Annotated in this window: 15 protein-coding genes; 5 read left to right on the top strand and 10 right to left on the bottom strand. The window is 58.2% G+C overall.

Annotated elements, in window-relative coordinates; genetic code table 11:
- Positions 1–46 precede the first annotated feature (46 nt).
- Together ptsI and crr are read left to right on the top strand one after the other, a co-directional pair.
- Positions 47–1,774, top strand: coding sequence for a phosphoenolpyruvate-protein phosphotransferase PtsI (ptsI, locus tag DXXMK7_RS04005; protein ID WP_038661836.1), 1,728 nt, complete (start codon positions 47–49; stop codon positions 1,772–1,774).
- Between the two features lie 41 nt (positions 1,775–1,815).
- Positions 1,816–2,325 (top strand): PTS glucose transporter subunit IIA, encoded by a 510-nt coding sequence (gene crr, locus DXXMK7_RS04000; RefSeq protein WP_022632320.1) that lies wholly within the window; start codon positions 1,816–1,818, stop codon positions 2,323–2,325.
- A 133-nt stretch (positions 2,326–2,458) separates the two neighbouring features.
- Here crr and DXXMK7_RS03995 read toward each other — a convergent pair whose 3' ends face one another.
- The gene (locus DXXMK7_RS03995; protein ID WP_038917960.1) at positions 2,459–3,877 is read right to left on the bottom strand and encodes an ATP-binding protein; all 1,419 of its coding nucleotides are present in this window, start codon (positions 3,875–3,877) and stop codon (positions 2,459–2,461) included.
- Between the two features lie 2 nt (positions 3,878–3,879).
- Positions 3,880–4,560, bottom strand: a complete 681-nt coding sequence (locus DXXMK7_RS03990) for a response regulator transcription factor (protein ID WP_038661845.1) — start codon at positions 4,558–4,560, stop codon at positions 3,880–3,882.
- Positions 4,561–4,788: 228 nt separating this feature from the next.
- Here DXXMK7_RS03990 and DXXMK7_RS03985 point away from each other — a divergent pair, with 228 nt between their 5' ends.
- Positions 4,789–6,006, top strand: coding sequence for an efflux RND transporter periplasmic adaptor subunit (locus tag DXXMK7_RS03985; RefSeq protein WP_038917959.1), 1,218 nt, complete (start codon positions 4,789–4,791; stop codon positions 6,004–6,006).
- Between the two features lie 3 nt (positions 6,007–6,009).
- Positions 6,010–7,956: a MacB family efflux pump subunit gene (locus tag DXXMK7_RS03980; RefSeq protein WP_038917958.1), complete on the top strand. Its 1,947-nt coding sequence runs from the start codon at positions 6,010–6,012 to the stop codon at positions 7,954–7,956.
- Positions 7,957–7,971: 15 nt separating this feature from the next.
- Here the strand turns inward: DXXMK7_RS03980 and cysM are convergent, their stop codons facing one another.
- The 4 genes from cysM to DXXMK7_RS03960 form a co-directional block, all read right to left on the bottom strand.
- Positions 7,972–8,853, bottom strand: coding sequence for a cysteine synthase CysM (gene cysM / locus DXXMK7_RS03975; RefSeq protein WP_038917957.1), 882 nt, complete (start codon positions 8,851–8,853; stop codon positions 7,972–7,974).
- A gap of 81 nt (positions 8,854–8,934) precedes the next feature.
- Positions 8,935–9,834: a Dyp-type peroxidase gene (locus DXXMK7_RS03970; protein WP_038661858.1), complete on the bottom strand. Its 900-nt coding sequence runs from the start codon at positions 9,832–9,834 to the stop codon at positions 8,935–8,937.
- 209 nt (positions 9,835–10,043) lie between these two features.
- Complete coding sequence (locus DXXMK7_RS03965; RefSeq protein WP_038917956.1) at positions 10,044–11,354, bottom strand: cytosine permease; 1,311 nt, start codon at positions 11,352–11,354, stop codon at positions 10,044–10,046.
- A 15-nt stretch (positions 11,355–11,369) separates the two neighbouring features.
- Positions 11,370–12,059, bottom strand: coding sequence for a PAS and helix-turn-helix domain-containing protein (locus DXXMK7_RS03960; RefSeq protein ID WP_038917955.1), 690 nt, complete (start codon positions 12,057–12,059; stop codon positions 11,370–11,372).
- A gap of 361 nt (positions 12,060–12,420) precedes the next feature.
- Here DXXMK7_RS03960 and DXXMK7_RS21605 point away from each other — a divergent pair, with 361 nt between their 5' ends.
- Entirely contained in the window at positions 12,421–12,708 is a 288-nt protein-coding gene (locus DXXMK7_RS21605) for a helix-turn-helix transcriptional regulator (RefSeq protein WP_049853622.1), read from the top strand.
- Positions 12,709–12,858: 150 nt separating this feature from the next.
- Here DXXMK7_RS21605 and DXXMK7_RS03955 read toward each other — a convergent pair whose 3' ends face one another.
- The 4 genes from DXXMK7_RS03955 to DXXMK7_RS03940 all read right to left on the bottom strand — a co-directional run bounded on the left by DXXMK7_RS03955 (position 12,859) and on the right by DXXMK7_RS03940 (position 19,813).
- Positions 12,859–14,133, bottom strand: a complete 1,275-nt coding sequence (locus tag DXXMK7_RS03955; protein WP_127353497.1) for a glycosyltransferase — start codon at positions 14,131–14,133, stop codon at positions 12,859–12,861.
- A 446-nt stretch (positions 14,134–14,579) separates the two neighbouring features.
- Complete coding sequence (locus DXXMK7_RS03950; RefSeq protein ID WP_038917954.1) at positions 14,580–15,170, bottom strand: RpoE-regulated lipoprotein; 591 nt, start codon at positions 15,168–15,170, stop codon at positions 14,580–14,582.
- Between the two features lie 210 nt (positions 15,171–15,380).
- Positions 15,381–17,042, bottom strand: a complete 1,662-nt coding sequence (locus tag DXXMK7_RS03945) for an ABC transporter ATP-binding protein/permease (protein WP_038917953.1) — start codon at positions 17,040–17,042, stop codon at positions 15,381–15,383.
- Positions 17,039–19,813 carry a pitrilysin family protein gene (locus DXXMK7_RS03940; RefSeq protein WP_038917952.1) on the bottom strand — a complete coding sequence of 925 codons (2,775 nt, stop codon included), beginning with the start codon at positions 19,811–19,813 and terminating at the stop codon, positions 17,039–17,041. The genes DXXMK7_RS03945 and DXXMK7_RS03940 overlap by 4 nt, the downstream gene beginning before the upstream one ends.
- Positions 19,814–19,911: the final 98 nt, after the last annotated feature.

The following is a 19,911-nucleotide window of genomic DNA, read 5'->3' as shown; positions in this document are numbered from 1 at the left end:
CGGCCCACTCTCTTTAGTGAACATCAGAATCAAGTAAGGTAGGGTTATGATTTCAGGCATATTAGTATCACCGGGAATTGCTTTTGGTAAGGCGCTGCTACTGAAAGATGACGAGATTGTCGTCAACCGGAAAAAAATCTCTGCAGACCAGGTCGATCAGGAAATCGAACTCTTCCTGACGGGTCGCGCCAAAGCCTCAAAACAGCTGGAAGCGATCAAGCAAAAAGCGGCTGAAACGCTGGGGCCAGAGAAAGAAGCCATCTTCGAAGGGCATATCATGCTGCTGGAAGATGAGGAGTTCGAGCAGGAAATCATCTCCCTGATTAAAGACGACCACGCGTCTGCGGACGCGGCGGCGTTTTCCGTCATCGAGACCCAGGCGAAAGCGCTGGAAGAACTGGATGACGAATACCTGAAAGAGCGCGCCGCAGACATGCGCGACATCGGCAAGCGCCTGCTGAAAAACATTCTGGGCCTGCACATCGTCGACCTGGGCGACATCCAGGACGAAGTGATTCTGATTGCCAAGGATCTGACCCCGTCCGAAACCGCGCAGTTGAACCTGAACAAGGTGCTGGGTTTCATTACCGATATCGGCGGACGTACGTCCCATACCTCGATCATGGCGCGCTCGCTGGAGCTGCCGGCCATCGTGGGCACCACCGACGCCACCCAGAAAATCAAGAACGGCGATTTCATCATTCTGGACGGGGTAAACAACAAGATTTACCAGAATCCTGATCAGGCCACCATTGACCAGCTCAAGGCCGTTCAGGAACAGTACAACACCGAGAAATACGAACTCGCCAAACTGAAAGATCTGCCGGCCATCTCGCTGGACGGTCATCAGGTGGAAGTGTGCGCCAACATCGGCACCGTGCGCGACGTCGCCGGCGCTGAGCGTAACGGCGCGGAAGGCGTGGGCCTGTATCGCACCGAATTCCTGTTCATGGACCGCGATGCCCTGCCGACCGAAGAAGAGCAGTTCCAGGCTTACAAAGCCGTCGCGGAAGCAATGGGCGCTCAGGCGGTGATCGTGCGTACGATGGACATCGGCGGCGACAAAGACCTGCCGTACATGGATCTGCCGAAGGAAGAGAACCCGTTCCTTGGCTGGCGCGCGATTCGTATCTGCCTTGATCGCAAGGAAATTCTGCATTCGCAGTTGCGCGCAATTCTGCGTGCGTCCGCGTTTGGCAAACTGCGCATCATGTTCCCGATGATCATTTCGGTGGAAGAAGTGCGTACGCTGAAAGCCGAACTGGAGATGCTCAAAGGCCAGCTGCGGGCGGAAGGCAAAGTGTTCGACGAAACAATCGAAGTCGGCGTGATGGTGGAAACCCCGGCCGCGGCGGCCATCGCCCACCATCTGGCGAAGGAAGTCGACTTCTTTAGTATTGGGACAAATGACTTAACCCAGTATACTCTGGCGGTAGATCGCGGGAATGAGCTGATTTCTCATCTCTATAACCCGATGTCTCCAGCCGTGTTGACCCTGATCAAGCAGGTGATCGACGCGTCGCATGCCGAAGGCAAGTGGACAGGCATGTGCGGTGAACTCGCGGGCGACGAACGTGCTACACTACTGCTGCTGGGGATGGGTCTGGATGAATTCAGCATGAGTGCCATCTCGATTCCTCGCATCAAGAAAATTATTCGCAATGCCAACTACGAAGATGCGAAAGCGCTGGCGGAGCAGGCATTAGCCCAGCCGACAGCTGAAGAGTTAAGCAGTCTGGTAAGCCGGTTCATTAAAGAAAAGACGCTTTGCTGATACCGCTGTGCTGACCCAATATTAATGCTTAGGAGAAAATCATGGGTTTGTTCGATAAACTGAAATCTCTGGTTTCTGATGACAAAAAAGAAACCGGCAGCATCGAAATCATTGCCCCGTTATCCGGTGAAATCGTCAACATCGAAGACGTGCCTGATGTGGTATTCGCAGAGAAAATCGTCGGCGATGGCATCGCTATCAAACCTAGCGGTAACAAAATGGTCGCGCCGGTGGACGGCACCATTGGTAAAATCTTCGAAACCAACCATGCTTTTTCCATCGAATCAGACAATGGCATCGAGCTCTTCGTTCACTTCGGTATTGATACCGTTGAACTGAAAGGCGAAGGCTTTAAACGTATCGCGGAAGAAGGGCAGCGCGTCAAAAAAGGCGACGTGGTGATCGAGTTTGATCTGCCGTTGCTGGAAGAGAAAGCCAAGTCTACCCTGACCCCGGTCGTGATCTCCAATATGGACGAGATCAAAGAGCTGACCAAACTGAGCGGCACCGTTGTCGTTGGGGAAACCCCGGTTATTCGCATCAAGAAGTAAGCGACTTTCCGTCATGAAAAACGGCACCTTCGGGTGCCGTTTTTGTTTCTTCGCGCCACGTAATCATCATCAGCCCTGATCAAGCCGCCGGGACCACGCGAGACTGTTGCCAGAAAAACCATTCCAGCAAAATTTATTGCCAGCGAGGGATGCAAATACGGATCTGCAACCCGCCCTGCTCCCGGTTCTCCGCTTCGATGCGGCCGCCGTGCGCCACCACCGCTTTGCGGGCGATGGCCAGCCCCAATCCGTACCCTTTGCCCGACTGCGGCGAATCGATGCGCATGAAAGGATCGAAAATACTGGAGAGTTTGCTTTCTTCCACGCCCGGCCCGCGGTCCGCTACGCCGACGCACCACTCTTTCTCATCCCGTGACAGCGTGACCAGCACCTGCTGACCGCGCGAAGAGAAACGCAGCGCATTGCGAATGATGTTATCCAGCGCATGCCGCATCAGCTCCGCCGAGCCTTTGACGGTGTAATCATCGTAATCGCTAATATTGAGTGCGATGTCCACGCCCGGCACCTGCGCTTCATAACGCGCATCGTTGACCACCGCATTCACCAGCCCGAGCAGATCGAAATACTCTTCGGTGTTGACCGCGTTGTTTTCCGCGCGGGACAGCGTCAGCACTTCGCCGATCATCTTGTCCATCCGTTCCGCTTCACGCTCGATGCGCTGCAAGGCGTTTTCCACGTTGTCAGGGTTCTGACGCGCCAGCCCGATCGCCAGTTGCAGTCGAGCCAGCGGCGATCGCAATTCGTGGGAGACGTCGTGCAGCAGTTGCTCGCGCGCGCCTACCAATACCGACAGGCGACCAACCATAGCGTCAAAGTCGCGCGCCACATCGCCGATCTCATCATGGCGGCGGCGCATCGACGGATAAAGCCGTACCGACAGGTCGCCCTGCGCGACACGCTCGAAGCTGGCCCGCAACCGGCCCAGCGGACGCGCCAGGTTCCACGCCAGCATACCGCTGAACAGCAACCCGCCCAGCGCGCCAATCCAGATCATCGGCGGCGGCAAATGCAGGAAAAACGGCATCGGCGCCGGACCGTTCTCCGGCATCAAATCCTGCCGCCAGCGAGCGGTATTGAAACTCACCCGGTAGCGCTGCCCGTCAGGGCCTTCCACTACCTGTAACGACGCGGCGTCCGGCCGTTCCGGCATTCCGCCCGGCCCAGGTATTGGCCCCGGTCCGAACCCCGGCCCCGGGCGTCCGGACGGTTCGCCCAGCATCCCCATTTCCGGCGGCGGTTCAGCGCCTATCCCGGCCACGTCCTCGTTGTCGCCGATAATCGAGACATTGATGTAACCACGTTCGCTCTTCGGCCAGTCGGCCAGCGTGCGCCCCAGTTCAGCCATGCCGCCCTGACGCAACGCCTGCGTCGCCAGCGCCATTTGCAACGACATGGTGTGTCTTCCCAGACGAACCTCCGGCGGCTCGTTACGCCCGCCGTAAAACGAGAAGCCTACCCACAGCAGTTGTGAAATGACGAAAAACGTCAGCCACAAACCGAGCAGGATCTTCCAGAACAGCCTTCCATGCATGATTAACGGATCCGGTATCCGACGCTGCGCACCGTCTCGATGGTCAGGTTACACCCATCCAGCGCCGCCAGCTTTTGACGAATATTGCTAATATGTACATCCACGCTGCGGTCATAGGCCTCCCGGCGGCGTCCCAGGCATTTCTCCGACAGCTCATCCTTGGTCACCACCCGCTCGGACGAGCGCATCAGCAGCTCCAGCAGGTTGAATTCCGAAGCGGTAAGATCAAACGCCTTGCCGCGCCACTCGCTGCTGCGGGTAGAAGGGCAGATCGCCAGCTCGCCGTAGTTCACCGTCCCGGTGTCCTCGCTTTTTTCCGCCTTGTCTTCATAACGGCGCAGCACCGCACGCAGACGCGCCACCAGCTCACGCGGATAGCAGGGCTTCGGCACATAATCATCCGCGCCCATTTCCAGCCCGATCACGCGATCGATGTTATCGCCCTTGGCCGTCAACATAATGATGGGAATCGAGCGGTTGCGACGTACTTGCCGCAGTACGTCAATTCCGCTCATATCCGGCAGCATGATGTCCAAAATCATCGCGGTATACTGATCGGACATGGCGCCGTCCACTCCTTCCTTGCCGGTCATCACCTGTGAAGTGCTGAACCCTTCCGCCGTGAGGTATTCACACAGCATGTGCCCCAGTTCAGCGTCATCGTCTACCAGTAAAATTTTCATACTTTCATTCCCATGCATTGTTACCGCTCCTATTGTCAGGGCTGGTTGCAATCTGCGCAGCACCATTTACGGAATCCTTACCTTTCACTGTTCGAAACATAACGCATTCGAAGCGGGATGACGGGTAAATTATACGCAGCCCGTGTTCCCTGATTCAGGGATACGTCGCGTATTTTGTCCCGGTTCTTCGTTTCGGCGTTTTACTTAGCCAAGGATGCTTTTGTTTTGATGAGATTCCGACCCAGCTCCAGCCGTTTCTGGTGGCTTTTGGCCGGCCTTGCCGCCATTACCCTGTTCGTCGTCTTTCGCCTGTCCCGGCCGGCGCCCCCGCCGAATTATATTACGGCCACGGTGGATGTCCGCGATCTGCAACAGACTGTGCTGGCCGACGGTACCGTCAACGCGCGTAAACTGGTTAGCGTCGGCGCGCAGGTTTCCGGGCAAATCAAAGCGCTGCACGTATCGCTGGGCGACAAGGTGAAACAGGGGCAGTTGCTGGCCGAAATCGACGATTTAACCCAGCAGAACGCGCTGCGGGACAGCAAGGCGGCGCTGGATAACATTCAGGCGCAACGCGCCTCCAGGCAGGCCACACTGCGTAATAACCAGCTCAGTTGGCAACGCCAGCAAAATCTGATGCAAAAAGGCGTCGGCGTGCGGGCGGATTACGACAGCGCCAAAGCTACGCTGGAAGCCACGCAGGCCGATATCGACGCGCTGGACGCCCAGATTGTACGGGCGAAAATCGCCGTCAACACCGCGCAGGTCAATCTGGGTTACACCAAGATCGTCTCGCCGATGAACGGCACCGTGGTGGCGCTGCCGGTGGAACAGGGGCAAACCGTCAACGCGGTACAGAGCGCGCCGACTATCGCCAAGGTCGCCAACCTCGACACCATGACGATCGAAGCCAAAATCTCGGAAGCGGACGTTATCAACGTCAGGACCGGCATGCCGGTGTGGTTCACCATTCTCGGCAACCCGAACAAACGCTATCAGGCGGTGCTGCGCGCCATCGAACCGGCGCCGGAATCCATCAGCAGCGAAAGCAGCAGCACCAGTGGCAGCGGCACCACCAGCAACAGCGCCAGCACCAGTTCCTCCAGCTCCGCCATCTACTACAACGGCCTGTTCGATGTCGACAACCCGGACGAAACCCTGCGTATTTCCATGACCGCGCAGGTCTATATTCTGTTGTCCGAAGCGAAACACGCCATCGTGGCGCCGGTCAGCGCGCTGATTAACCGTCAGGGAAAACTGTTTGTTCAGGTGACCCAGCCGCAAGGCCGGCCGGCGCTGCGCGAAGTGACCACCGGCATCAGCGACAACGCCTATATCCAGCTGATTTCCGGCGTGCTGCCCGGCGAGGAAGTGGTGATCAGCCAGCAGACGGCAAGCGACGGCAGCGGCGCGTCGTCCCCGCCACCGCCGCCGATGGGATTTTAAGCCATGAGCGCGCCTCTGTTAGCGCTGCGCCAGGTCCACCGCAGTTTTATCAACGGTGAACAACGCGTCGATGTGCTGAAAAACATCAACCTGACGATTCATGCCGGTGAAATGGTGGCGATTGTCGGCGCGTCCGGCTCCGGCAAGTCCACGCTGATGAATATCCTCGGCTGTCTGGATAAACCGACTCAGGGGGATTATCAGGTAGCCGGCGTCTCCACCCTGACCCTGAATGACGACCAGCTTGCCGCGTTACGCCGCGAGCACTTCGGGTTCATCTTTCAGCGTTATCACCTACTTAATGACCTGAACGTGGGCGATAACGTAGAAATGCCGGCGGTGTATGCCGGTCAGGCACGCCACAAACGCCGCCAGCGCGCTGCCGCCCTGCTGGCGAGGTTAGGTCTTGCCGGTCGTCTGCAGGACTCGCCCAACCAACTGTCGGGCGGGCAGCAGCAGCGCGTCAGCATCGCCCGCGCGTTGATTAACGGCGGCCAGGTGATTCTGGCGGACGAACCTACCGGCGCGCTCGACAGCGCCAGCGGCGAGGAAGTGCTGTCGATTCTTCATGAGTTGCATCAGCAAGGGCACACCATCGTGCTGGTCACCCACGATATGCGCATCGCCCAAATGGCCGGCCGCATCATCGAGATTCACGACGGTAAAATCGTGGCCGACCGCAACACGGCCGACGACATGACGCCGGCAACGCCGACGCCCCCGGCGCCGCTACCGGCCAAAACGCTGACCAGCGGGTACGACCGGCTGCAGAATGCCTTCAGGATGGCGCTGCGCGCCATGAACGCCCAGCGGATGCGTACCTTCCTGACCATGCTGGGGATTATTATCGGCATCGCCTCGGTGGTGTCGGTAGTAGCGCTCGGCAAAGGCTCGCAGCAACAGGTGCTGGAACACATCAACGCTATGGGCACCAGCACGCTGGAGATCTTTCCCGGTAAGGATTTCGGCGACATGCGCTCCGCCGCCATTCAGACGCTGCGCGTCAACGACCTGCGCCCGCTGGAACAGCAACCCTACATCCACAGCGTCACCCCCACCGTCTCGACATCGGTGACGCTGCGTTACGCCAATAAAGCGGTATCGGTCAGCGTCAGCGGCGTGGGCGAGCAGTTCTTCACCGTGCGCGGCTATGTCCTGTCGGAAGGCGACGGGTTCTCGCCGCTTAGCGTTGAACGTCTGACGCAGGAGGCGGTCATCGATCAGAACACCCGCAATAAGCTGTTCCCCAACGGCGAGAACCCGCTGGGACAGGTGATTTTTCTCGGCACCCTGCCTTGTCGCATCATCGGCGTCGCCACCCGCAAACAGTCCGGCTTCGGCAGCGATGAAAACCTGAATATCTGGGTGCCCTATACCACCGTGATGCGCCGCATGGTCGGTCAGTCATACCTGCGCAGCATTACCGTGCGGGTTAAAGACAATATCGACCTGAGCGTAGCGCAACAGGGCATCACCCAGATTCTGACGCGCCAGCACGGCAACAAGGATTTCTTCGTCATGAACACCGACAGCATCCGTCAAACCATCCGGCAGACCACCGCCACCATGACGCTGCTGGTGTCCGCCATCGCGCTGATTTCGTTGATTGTGGGCGGTATCGGCGTTATGAACATCATGCTGGTGTCGGTGACCGAACGCACGCGGGAGATCGGCGTCCGCATGGCGGTCGGCGCGCGCACCGGCGACATCATGCAGCAATTTTTGATTGAGGCGGTGTTGGTGTGTCTGTGCGGCGGAGTATTGGGCGTGATGCTGTCGCTGCTGGCCGGCGCAATCGCCAGCCATGTCAGCGGCGTGACATTCCTTTATTCCGCCGCCTCGATGGTGGCGGCGTTTCTCTGCTCCAGCCTGATTGGCGTGATTTTCGGCTTCTTCCCGGCGCGGCGCGCGGCCCGTCTGCAACCGATCCACGCGCTGGAGCGGGAATAAACACAGGCGTGGCGCTTAGCCAAACACGCCGGTGGAAAGATAGCGATCGCCGCGATCGCACACCACGGTGACGATCAGGCTGCCGGGCTGTTCGGCGGCGATGCGCAGCGCCCCCGCCACTGCGCCGCCGGAGCTGACGCCGCAGAATACCCCTTCCACCCGCGCCAGTTGCTGCATGGTGGTTTCCGCCTCCTGCTGCGACATATCCATAATCCGGTCCACCAACTGCGGCTGAAAGATACCCGGCATATAGTCCGGCGACCAGCGACGGATCCCTGGGATCTGGCTACCGTCCTGCGGTTGCAGGCCGACGGTGCAAACTGTCTCACTCTGGCTTTTCAGGTAGCGGCTAACGCCGGTGATGGTGCCGGTGGTGCCCATGCAGGAGACGAAATGGGTCAGGCGGCCCTGCGTCTGCCGCCAGATTTCCGGGCCGGTGGTGGTGAAGTGCGCCAGCGGATTGTCCGGATTGTTGAACTGGTCGAGCAACTTGCCTTCGCCCGCCTGCGCCATCTGCCGGGCCAGATCGCGCGCGCCTTCCATTCCCTGCTGTCGGCTGACCAGCAGCAGTTCCGCCCCGTAGGCGCGCATCGCGGCCTGCCGTTCCAGGCTCATGTTTTCCGGCATCAGCAGACGCAGTCGGTAACCTTTCATCGCCGCCACCATCGCCAGCGCGATGCCGGTGTTGCCGCTGGTAGCCTCAATCAGCGTGTCGCCCGGCGCAATCTCGCCCCGGCGTTCCGCCTGCTGGATCATCGACAGCGCGGCCCGGTCCTTCACCGAGCCGGCCGGATTGTTGCCCTCCAGCTTCAGCCAGATTTCGCTGCCGGTATGCTGGGCCAGACGTTGCAATTTAATCAGCGGCGTATTGCCGACGCAGTGCTCAAGCGTGGTCACATTCTCTCTCCGGGTCGTCAGAGGACGCCAAAAAAACAGGCACCGCGATGCAGTGCCTGCCTGTAGCAAAACCGGATTCTGTTATAGCGATAACAAACGATCAAGCGAAGGGGCAAAGAAGTAACTGCCGCTGACCGCGCGGGTAAAGCGCAGCATATCGTCGCGTTTGCCGTCACGGTCGCCAAACATGCTCAGCAGTTGCTGTTCAATGTTGTAGAGACGGGCGCAGTAGGCGGTGAAATACAGGCCGTGCTTGCCGCTGGCGGTGCCGTAAGGCAGGCTCTGACGCAGGATTTTCAGCCCCTTGCCGTCTTCCTTGAGGTCGACGCGGCTCAGGTGCGAAGTCACCGGCCGCGACTCGGACGACAATTCTTCGTTATCTTGTTTGGTGCGGCCGATCATCTGTTCCTGCTGTTCCACACTCATGCGATTCAACTGGCGCAGATTATGCTCCCAGCGCTGGACAAACACATAGCTGCCGCCTTCGCCCGCCTGCCCGTCCGGCACGATGGCGACGTCACGCCGGGCGTCGCCCTGCGGGTTTTCGGTGCCATCGACAAAACCGCTCAGATCGCGGTCTTCCACCCAGCGAAAGCCGTGGGTTTCTTCTTCGATGTTGATGGTGTTGCCGAACGCCGCCAGCACCGCCTGCGCCAGCGAAAAGTTGACGTCATGACGCAGCGACTGGATGTGAATCAGCATGTCGCGCTGAGTGGCAGGCGCCAGCCCGTTGCCCAGCGGCGTGAAGGGTTTGAGTTCCTGCGCGCTGTTGTCGCAATCCAGCTCGCGCCAGACGTCGTAGCCAAAGGCGATTACCGCGCCAAGACCCGCGTCGGGGAAACGTTGCTGCAACTCGGCCAGCGCCTGACAGAACTTCTTACACCCCTGGCGGATGGCATCAAATTCTCCCTGTACCATAGCCTCCATGAAAATGGCAAAACGGCGATGCTCCAGCAAAATACCGCTTTGAATTTGTGTCATCTGTTGCTTCCTCACATTACTCAGTGCAGTTTCTCTCGCGCCGGCAAGCCATGCCGGGCTGCTATCTCAATGCTGCTCTATCAATAAGGGCATGAGGCGTGACCGCCACGCCCCAATTCTGATCACATGATATCAGACGATGTTGACGATAACAGGATAACCTTACCGATAACGATGGAAAGCATAGGTGACTGTTTTCGCAAGAATGATCAACCAAGAGGCCGCAACCCACCTCGGATGGATTTCACTGTCGGTAGCGTCACCTTGATTAACCAGTACAGCAAACTGGCCGCCAGCAGCGAATTAAGCGCCGGAATACCCCATTCGGTGAACAACCCGACGACGCTCCCCGCCAGACTGGCGATAATCGCCGACCAACCGACGTATGGCGTGCTGCCTGCATCCGGCAGTTCGCCATGCCGACGGCTCTCGTCCAGCAACTTCCTGCTGGTGCGCAGAATATAGTAATCCACCAGCATCACCCCGATAACCGGCGGGAAGAACACCCCCAGCAATGTCAGGAAATCCACAAACCGATCCAGAATGCCGATAACCGACAGAAAAGTGCCGATAAAACCAATCAGCAATGTGATGGACTTGTAGCTCAGCTTTCTGCCGGTGATGCCTTCCACAGCATTGGCGATGCCCAGCGACGATGAATACAGATTGATATCGTTGATGCGCAAGGTAGAGAAAATCACGGTAATCAGCCCGATTCCGCCTGCGGTTTGCGACATGATCGTCACGATGTCGGCGGTATTGAGCGCGCGGGCAATCAGGATCGCCAGCCCATTGACGACAAATTCACCGATCATGATCGACAGCATCGTGATCCAGAAAACATGCCGCCCGCGGCGAGAATAACGCGTCATGTCAGGAGTAATCAGACTGGCCACAATACAACCGCCGACCACCATGGTCGCACCGGCGCTCACCGAAATAGCCTCGCCGGATACGCTCTTTTGCAGCAACTCGGTAATATTGTGCCCGGTCAGCGTCATGGTCGAAATATAGCCGACTACCATGATAAACAGCGGCACCGCAATTCTGGCGGTATAGCGTAAGGCACTGAAACCGAAGGTGACCAGTAGCGTCAGCGCGCAGCCGGAAAGCGCCGCCGACCAGCCAAATCCCAGCCGATCGCCCAACGCAAAATTAAGCGATTTGGCAAACACCGCGTTTTGTACACCAAACCAGCCCAACAGGCTGACGGCGATAATCGCGCCGATAAACACCGCGCCCATCCGGCCAAACCCGCACCAGCGCGCCAACAGACTGCCGGACAATCCTTCCTTCATGCCCGCGTAACCCAACCCCAGCGTGACGACGCCGAAAATCGCGCTGCCGATGGCTATCGCCAGAAAAGCCTCGCCGAGCGTCATCGAATGACCCAGCACCGCCCCCAACATAAACTGGTCCAGTGCGGTGAGCATGCCAATATGAACCAAAGCCACATTGAAAAATGGCAGCCGCACCGACGTCGGAACCCGGCTCACCGGATAATCATCAATGTTTTCCATTGCTGCTTGTCCCTGCTAGATAAATAAAATGCCTTTGGTCAGCAATGAGTGAGGTATAAAGCCGTCCAGCCCCTGCTGATAACAGAACTCTTCAAACTGATTGAACGAATGCACGCCGGCTTTTTGGTACATGTTTTGTATTCTATTTTCGATCGTCCGGCTGGACAGGTTAAACCTCTTCGCGATTTCCTTACTGGAAAAACGCCGCAACACCAGAAAGAGCGTATCCAGTTCAGCACGAGTGAACAGATCGGTGGTTATTTCGGTTTTCAGTACCGTGGGTTTACGTCGATCAACATGAATAAGCGGTGACAATGTGGTCATCGGCCGGGCATTCCACAAAATGCCCACGCATTCTCGTGCCGGATTAAAGAGAGGAATTTTTTCACTGATAAACGGCGACAGCTCCGCTTTGCCAAACCAGTAATGGGTTTCAATGACGGTAACCCGTTCGGCACGGCTCTCCGTTCGCTGATCGTGCTCAATGAAATCACCCGATAATTCCGCCCAGGCGAGCGGAAATTCTTCGTCGAACTTTCCATCAATATCAAATTTCACCGGCGTATTGGTGTAACTGTACGCCGGCGTGTTCATATATACATGACGAGACGCCAGATCCTTGATTCCCCATGGCTCACTCAGCCCGTCCAGCAAGGGAATAAACGAGCGTAAATAATCGTGGTTAGCGGTCATTACAAACGACATCCTGTTTAACAAATATCTTTTGCCAAATCTGGTGATAGCACTGGCATTCAGCAACACCAATTATTAATTCGATAATTAATTTATAATTAAATATATATTATTGAATTTATTTTACCCCTCATACTTTCACAACCAATCGTATTCAATATATTTTCACTCATGAAATATATCAAACACATCACTTCCTGGTTCCTTAATGTAATTAGGTACAAATCTGACTCCACCCCGTTCGGGCACATAATATCCCTAATTTTATTAAATTAAATTTAATTCAAGAGTATTTTTTACCTATAAAAGTGTGTAATAGTAAAAGTCTGTCACAAACAAAATAGTAATCAGCCACAAGCATCGAGGATAAGTCATGCGCTCAAGGAGAATGGACTGGCATTCCGCCGATATCATTGCTGCATTGAGGAAGAAAGGGACATCACTCTCAGCGGTCTCACGAGAAGCAGGATTAAGTTCAAGCACACTGGCAAACGCGTTATATCGCCCCTGGCCGAAAGGGGAATTGCTGATCGCCAACGCATTAGGCGTTAAACCTGAAGAAATATGGCCGAGCCGTTATTATGATCCCCAAACCAATACTTGGGTTGATCGTAAAAAACTGATGCGCAATACCGCCAATAAACCACAGCCCTCAGCCTGAATATCCGCCGACACGCAGACAGAGATAATTCGCCATACCACCGCATCGGGGTGAAAAAAACCACCGCGCGGATGGCGGTGGTTTTGCCGTCAATATCAGTTACTCAAGAAGATCAGTCAATCAAAGCCAACCGCACACACTGGCAAGCGCTTACCCGATCGCCCCCACTTCTTCCGCGATCGCCTCCAGCGCATGATGACGCGCGCAGTCCGCCTGTACCCAACGCGCCCGCTGGGTATAACCGGGTTGATCGAGGATGCGCATCACCGCCTCGGCAATCTGCTGCTCGCCCGGCGTGCTGGTGCCGAGATTCAACCCGCAGCCGGCAAACACCACTCTCGCCGCGGTTTCCAGTTTGTCTTCTCCCGTTCCGGCCACAATCAACGGCACGCCGTGAGACAACGCCGCGTTGAGCGAACCGTACCCCCCGTTGGTAATCAGCAGCGCCGCCTTCGGCAACCAGTGTTCCAGCGAGACAAAGCGGCATACCCGCGCGTTTTCCGGCGCCGAGGCGGCCAGTTCTTCCACCGGTCGGCCGCCGGTGGTCGCCAGCACCCGAACGGGAAGATTAGCCAACGCACGTAACGTCGGGCCAATCAATTGCTGCAAATCCACATTCGCCAGCGTTCCCTGCGACACAATCACCAGCGGCCGGGTGTCCTGTGGATCCCACAGCGCGTGTTCCGCGTCCTGTTCCGCCACCTTCAACGGTAACGGCCCCACAAAGCGTACGCACGACGGCAAATCATCGCGGTGATATTCCAGTTCGGTGGTGGACAATTGCAGGAAGCGGTCGCAACCGCTGATCAGCGCGTCGGTAAAGGGTGCGGATAGCGGCAGCTGTCCCGACTGCACCATCACCGTATCGAACGCCTCCTTCACGCCGGCGATCAGCCCGCGGGTCTCTTCGTCGATCAGTTGCTCGCGGGTCAAATCCGGCGGCAACAGCGCAGGCGGAATACGCGGCCCGTAAAAGATCGAATCGCGGGAAGAGAAAGACAGCGGCGTCACGCCGATGCCGATCACCGGCGGGCGATCCTCGCTGGCCAGCAGCGGCAGAATGCCGTAGAAACAGTTTTCCGCCATCACTACGTCCGGCTGAGTTTGCGCCAGCACCGCGCGCAATTGTCGGTCGATCAACGGGATAGGCGCGGAAAAGAATTCGCGCAGCGCCAGCGCCATCTGCGCGTTGCCGGGCGGCAGAGTGGCGCGTTTGGGAAAATGGCGTTCCAGGTAGCGGTAGTCAAAATCGATCTGTTCGTCGAACGCGACAAATCCAACGCCGGCGGCCTGCGCCTGCTCACGAAACAACGCGCCGCTGAACAGGGTTACCCGGTGCCCTTTGGTCAGCAGATGACGGGCAATGGTCAGCATAGGATAAACATGCCCCGGCGTTGCCACCGCGGCCATCAGGATGTGGGACATCAAAACTCCTTATTGATCATTATCGGTGTGCGGATCCAGATGCGATGCGAATGCGCACATCAGACTTCCTGTACAGGTGATATCCGCAGCCAACGGTACCGCTGTCGGCTGCCGGCCGTACACAGCGCCTCATGTCGGCAATCTGTATGCAGATTTATATGTTAGCGTCAGGCCGGCGCAGATACAGCACCGGATGCGATCCGGATCATATTCAGAAGAAATGACAAACCAGTGGAACAGGACGTGGAGGTAACGATGATGAAAGGTAATAAAAGTAGTGAGTCATCAGGAGATTTTTCAGTAATTCAGCATAGAATAAGCGCCAAATTCTTTAACAAACTTCAACAATAAATCTGATAAAAATTGCATTACAGCGCCAAACGCGGCGGCGGCATGAACCGGGACAACCTCATCCCGGCCATGCATTAATAAATAATACTGATGAATTATTCTCGTTCCTGCGCATGCCAGACGATTTTGCTGACCTTCCAGTTTTTGAGAATATCATCGGACGGCATCAGCCCTTCCGGACCGCTCCAGTCGCCGGAGAACAGGTAGCTGACGTGTTTACCCTGCGGCGCCACGCATTCAACGCTGCGGGCATCCGCGCCTTGTCCCGGCTGGCAGAGGCCAAACGCCTTGCTGTAAAGCGAACTGAATTCATCGCCGATTTTCACGCCCCATTCGCTGGCGATCGCCTTGTCCATCACCGCCACCTGTTTGACCTGGCCTTTCGGCGCGCCGCTGATTTCCAGCCTGACGCTGTCATCCTTGAGCGCTTCATAGATCGATACCAGCTTGCCGTTGCGGGTTTCCATACCGCCGCGCAGGCGATAATCACCGTTCAGCGCGTCGTTCAACGCTGACTCCAGCATCGGCGTTTTGGCATTAATGTCCCCGACGCCGGCGTCCGATACCGTCAAACGATGGCCGAACCAGTTGAACGGCGACAAACTGGACCAGGAAAAACTGGAAAGGGTGCTGCACCCCGCCAGCAATAACGGGAAAGCCAGAAACAACGGACGCACTTTTGTCACTCTCGACTCCTCAACATAAAACGGCGCCGACTCAACGAGCCGGCCCTGCCATAGCGCTGGCTCTTTGAGTGCGCCGCCGGCAGAAAGTGCCGTGAAAATTCGCGCCGGTTAATCCACGGCGCGTACATGCCGTCAAGATTACCATTGTTCAGACGGGCCGGGGAAACGTTCATCCCGAGAAAAACGTCACCCCGGCCGAAGGGAGAAGGGTTAGCGGAAAGCAGCCAGATCGATGTGATAATGGAACAGATCGGCCAATTCCTGCTGGTGAGTTACCGCGATCACGGTGCAATCCGGCAATGCCTGTCGGATCACCCCCAGCAGGTGCCGGGCCGCATGCTGGTCGAGATGGCTGGTGGCCTCGTCCAGATACAGGTGATCCGGACGGTTGACCAGCGCCCGCGCCAGCGCCAGCCGCTGCCGTTCGCCGCCGGAGAACACCCGATCCCAGTTCATCTGCTGCTGTAATCGGTCGCCCCAGTCGCCCAGACCAACCTGATCCAACACCCGACGCAACGCCGCTTCATCGTCCAGCGGCGCCCGCGGATAACAAATTATCTCCGCCAGCGCTCCCTGCCCCAGATAGCTTTGTTGCGGCAACAGCAACGAATGGCCGCGCCCGGCCTGCCAGGCGCCGTGGTAATAGGGCCACAACCCGGCCAGCGTGCGCAGCAGGGTCGATTTCCCCAGCCCGCTGTGGCCGGAAAGCCGGTTCCAGCTGCCGGGCGCGCACTGGAACGTCACGTTGCGCAGCAGCGGTTGTCCCTGCGGGGTGGAGAAACTGAGCCGCTCCACCTGCAGTTGCTCACCTTGTACGACAGGTATCGCCGTATCCTGATGCGCCTCGATTTCCCGCCGGAACTGATCCAGACGCGTCATGCTGGCGGAGAGTTCCACCAGCGAGTAATACACCCGAATAAACCAGCTCAGCGCGCTGTGCACCTGCCCGAACGCGCTGCGAATCTGCATCAGCCCGCCGAGCGTGACGGTCTTGCTGAGAAACGCGGGCAGCGCGGCGAATACCGGCACAATCAGGCTGACGCGGGTATAGCCGACGGTAAACAGGCCCAGGTTGCGCTCGGCATTCATCAGTGAACGCCAGTTGCTGACGATCGACGAAAAATAACCGCCCAGTTGGCGCTTTTCCTGCCGCTCGCCGCCGTACAGCGCAATCTGCTCCGCGCTGTCGTGTTTGCGCAGCAGCGAGGCGCGGAAATCCGCTTCCGCCTGCTGTTTATGGTAGTTGATGCCATGCAGCCGTTTGCCGATCCACTGGGTAATCAGGCTGCCCAGCAAGGTATAGATCACCGCTACCCATACCAGATAACCGCTGACGGTCACGCTGTGCCCCCACAGCGTGAACTGCTGCACGCCGGAAAGATCCCACAGGATCAGCAGGAACGAGAACAGCTGGGCGAAGGTGATGATAAACGACACCAACAGCCGCACCGTTTGGGTGACGAACAGGTCGACATCCTGCGCGATGCGCTGGTCCGGGTTATCCACCCGGCCACTCAGCGACAGGCGATAAAAGGCGCGCTTCGCCAGCCAGCTGTCGATAAACGCCGCCGTCATCTGTTCGCGCCAGCGAATAATCAGCAGTTTGGTCAGCCATTCCTGATACACGAAGACGCCGATATAAATCAGGATATAGAGGCAATATTCCTTGATCAGGCGGTAAAGCAAGCCGCTGTCGAATGCCCCCAGCGCATCATAAAAGGTTTTGCTCCAGTCATTGATGCGGACGTTGAGGTAAACAATGCTGCCGCCCATCGCCACGATAGCAGCCAGCAGCATCCAGCTTTGCCAGTAACGCCGGTTAAGCCAGAACGGACGGCACAACAGGGCAAAAGCCTGCAGGAACGGTTTCACGATTTTTTCTCCTGCGGCAACGTGATATACAGCACCTGATTCTGCGGATGCCACAGCCGGGACGCCGCATCGCGCACTGCTTCAAACGTAATCGCCGGCGCCAGACTATCCAGTTGGGTCAGATAGCGGGGATCATGATAGTTCCGGTAACTCAGCATCAGCCGCGACATCAGGGTGGTGCTGTCCTGCTGGCGAGCGCGCTCGCCGTGGATAAACTGCTTGCGCTCCTGCTCCACATCCTGCGGCGTGATGCGCGCCGCCAGCGTTTCCAGCACCTGCTGCGCGTTGCGTCTCAATTCCTGCGCCCGCTGCGGCGAGGTGGTAAAACGCAGCGACGTTTCAATACGCTGACTTTTATCATTCAGACGGCTTTCCATCCTCAGGTTATAAATTCCCTGCGCGTCATCCCGCAGGCTGGCCTTGAGATAGCGGGCCGCCAGCCGGGAGGCGATATTCACCTGCACCGCCTGCTGCGGCGTCCATGTCTGCGGCGAGAAGCTCCACAGGTAGATATCCGCCTTCGGTTCCAGATTGATGGCGGAGACACGCTCGCGTTTCCCCGCCAGCGCCAGATGCTGTGGGCTTTCCGCGCCAGCCTGACGCGGCAGCGAAGCCAGATAGCGCTCCACCAGCGGACGCAACTGCTCCGCCGGCAGGTCCGCCAGCAGGTAATAGGTCACCGGCGCCGCCACGGTCTGCCGCCACTGATCCGCCAACTGTTCGGTGGTGACGGTATCCAGCTGTGTCGGCGTCGGGAAAGGCGTCGGCGCGTTGCCGAACTGCAGCTCGGCGCTCTCCCGCTCCCGTCGGAAGCCAACGCTCTGCTCGCGGGTAACCTGTTGCCGCTTCAGTACCGACAGGCTGTCGCGCATATCGTTTTCATCAATAGCGGCCGACCGATTCATCGCATGATAGAGATGCAACAGCGCGTCCAGCTTGTCCGGGCTGACGCTGCCGCTCCAGCGCAGTTCGTCCGGCTGATAATCCAGACTGAGCGATAGCCGCCGCTCTTTTTTCCAGTCGTTCAGATCCCGGCCTTTCCAGCCAGCCGGCCCGCTTTGGCTGATCAACTGACCAGCCAGTTGGGACAGCCACGGCTCGCGTCCCGGCGTCATAAAACCGGCCGGCGACTGCACGGCCAGCGACACTGATTTGCCGGCCTGAGCGCTGCGCAGCCATACCAGCCGATCGCCGTTGCTCAGTTGCCACTCTTCCACCTTCTGCTCAGGGAACGCTCGCACGCCGGTGACCTCGCCACGGCCTTCAGCCGCAGGCAACGCCGGCGCTACCCGCACAACAGGCTTTTGTAGCGGCGCCAGCTCGCTGCGAGCCGCCTGCTGACGCTGTTGCTCAATATCGGCCGCCGACGGCGGCGTGAACGGCAGAGTGCCGGGAACACTGAACTGCACCAGTTGATCGGGCGATGACAGCCAGCGCTGCAGGCAGGCATTGATATCCGCTGCGGTAATGGTTTTCAGCACTGCCAGAACCTGCTGCCCCAGCTGTTGTTTACCGGTATAAGGACGCTCCTGCTGCCAGGACACCACCAGTTGCTGCACCCAGTCGGAAAACTCGCGCTGTTCCGGCGTCGCCGCCATCTTCTCCGCCGACTGGCGGATCTCATCTTTGACGGCCGCGATATCGGATTCGTAGAGCGGGTAATGGCGCAGGCGCGCAATCTCCTGCACCAGCACGGTCACCCCCTGTGGGTGGCCGTCCGGCAGCACCGAGGCGAACAGCCCCAGCGCCACCGTGGTACGCCCGATGTCGGACTTGCGCACCACCAGACTGCTAACCGCCGTTGCCGGAGCGATCGGTTGACGCTGCACCTGCCGGCTCAGGGTGTCCAGCGCGATCTGGTTGATCAAACGGTGGCGCAGCCCCTGCTCGTCTGTCGCTCTGGCCGCCGCGTCATCAAAACGGAACACGAACGACACCTGGCTGACGCTGCTCTGGCTGTCCTGCAGGCGCACCACATGCAGTTGCGGGCGCAATGCGGGTTCATACCGATCCCGCTGCGGTATTTTACCGTCCGGCAGCGTGCCCATCGCCTGCGTAATCGCCTGTTTCACCTGTTCGGGCTGCAGGTCGCCGATCACGATCAGGCGCATATTCCGCGGGTGATACCAGCGGGCGTAAAAATTGCGCAGCACCGTCACCGGCGTGGTCTGGATCGCGCTTTCGGAACCGATGACCGGGCGATCGGGATAGCGGGAGTCATGCCGGATAGCGGCCACCCGCTGTTGATTCATGCGTTCCGCCACACCGAGCTTGCCGCGCCACTCCTCCAGAATCACCTGGCGCTCGCGCTGCCAGTCCTCCGGCTCGAAGCGCGCCTGCCCGGCTATCTGCGCCAGCACGTTCAACGCCAGCCCCAGAGACGGCTTGCCGGCAGGCGGGCTCAGCATGTAAACCGTGCGCTCGTAATTGGTCATCGCATTGTAATGCTGACCGCGAACCCAGCCCTGCTGGCCCAACGTCTGCGCCAGACCGGCCGGATAATCCCGCGTGGCGCGAAACACCATGTGCTCCACCATATGCGCTACGCCGGACTCGTCATCCTGCTCGTCCAGCGAACCGGATTCAACGCTCAGCCGGATGTCCAGCCGTTGCTGCTGCCCGGCCAGCGGCACAATGGTGTAACGCAGGCCATTGTCCAGTTGCCCTTCGGTGATCACCGGCAACGGGCTGGTGACGGTTTGCGCTGAGGCCAGCGCGCTGAACAGACAGAACGCTATCGTACCTATCCAGCGGGAAGTCATTTTTCTCATTAATCGCTCAATCATGGGTATGTAAAACCGACGGGATATCTCAGGCAATCACTGTGTTATCGCCGGGAACGGGACGCACCCGCTCCCGGCGTCAGACC

Origin of the sequence: Dickeya sp. MK7, assembly GCF_000406305.1 — a bacterium.
Taxonomy (GTDB): Bacteria; Pseudomonadota; Gammaproteobacteria; order Enterobacterales; family Enterobacteriaceae; genus Dickeya; species Dickeya fangzhongdai.
This window is presented reverse-complemented; position numbering and strand designations above follow the sequence as displayed.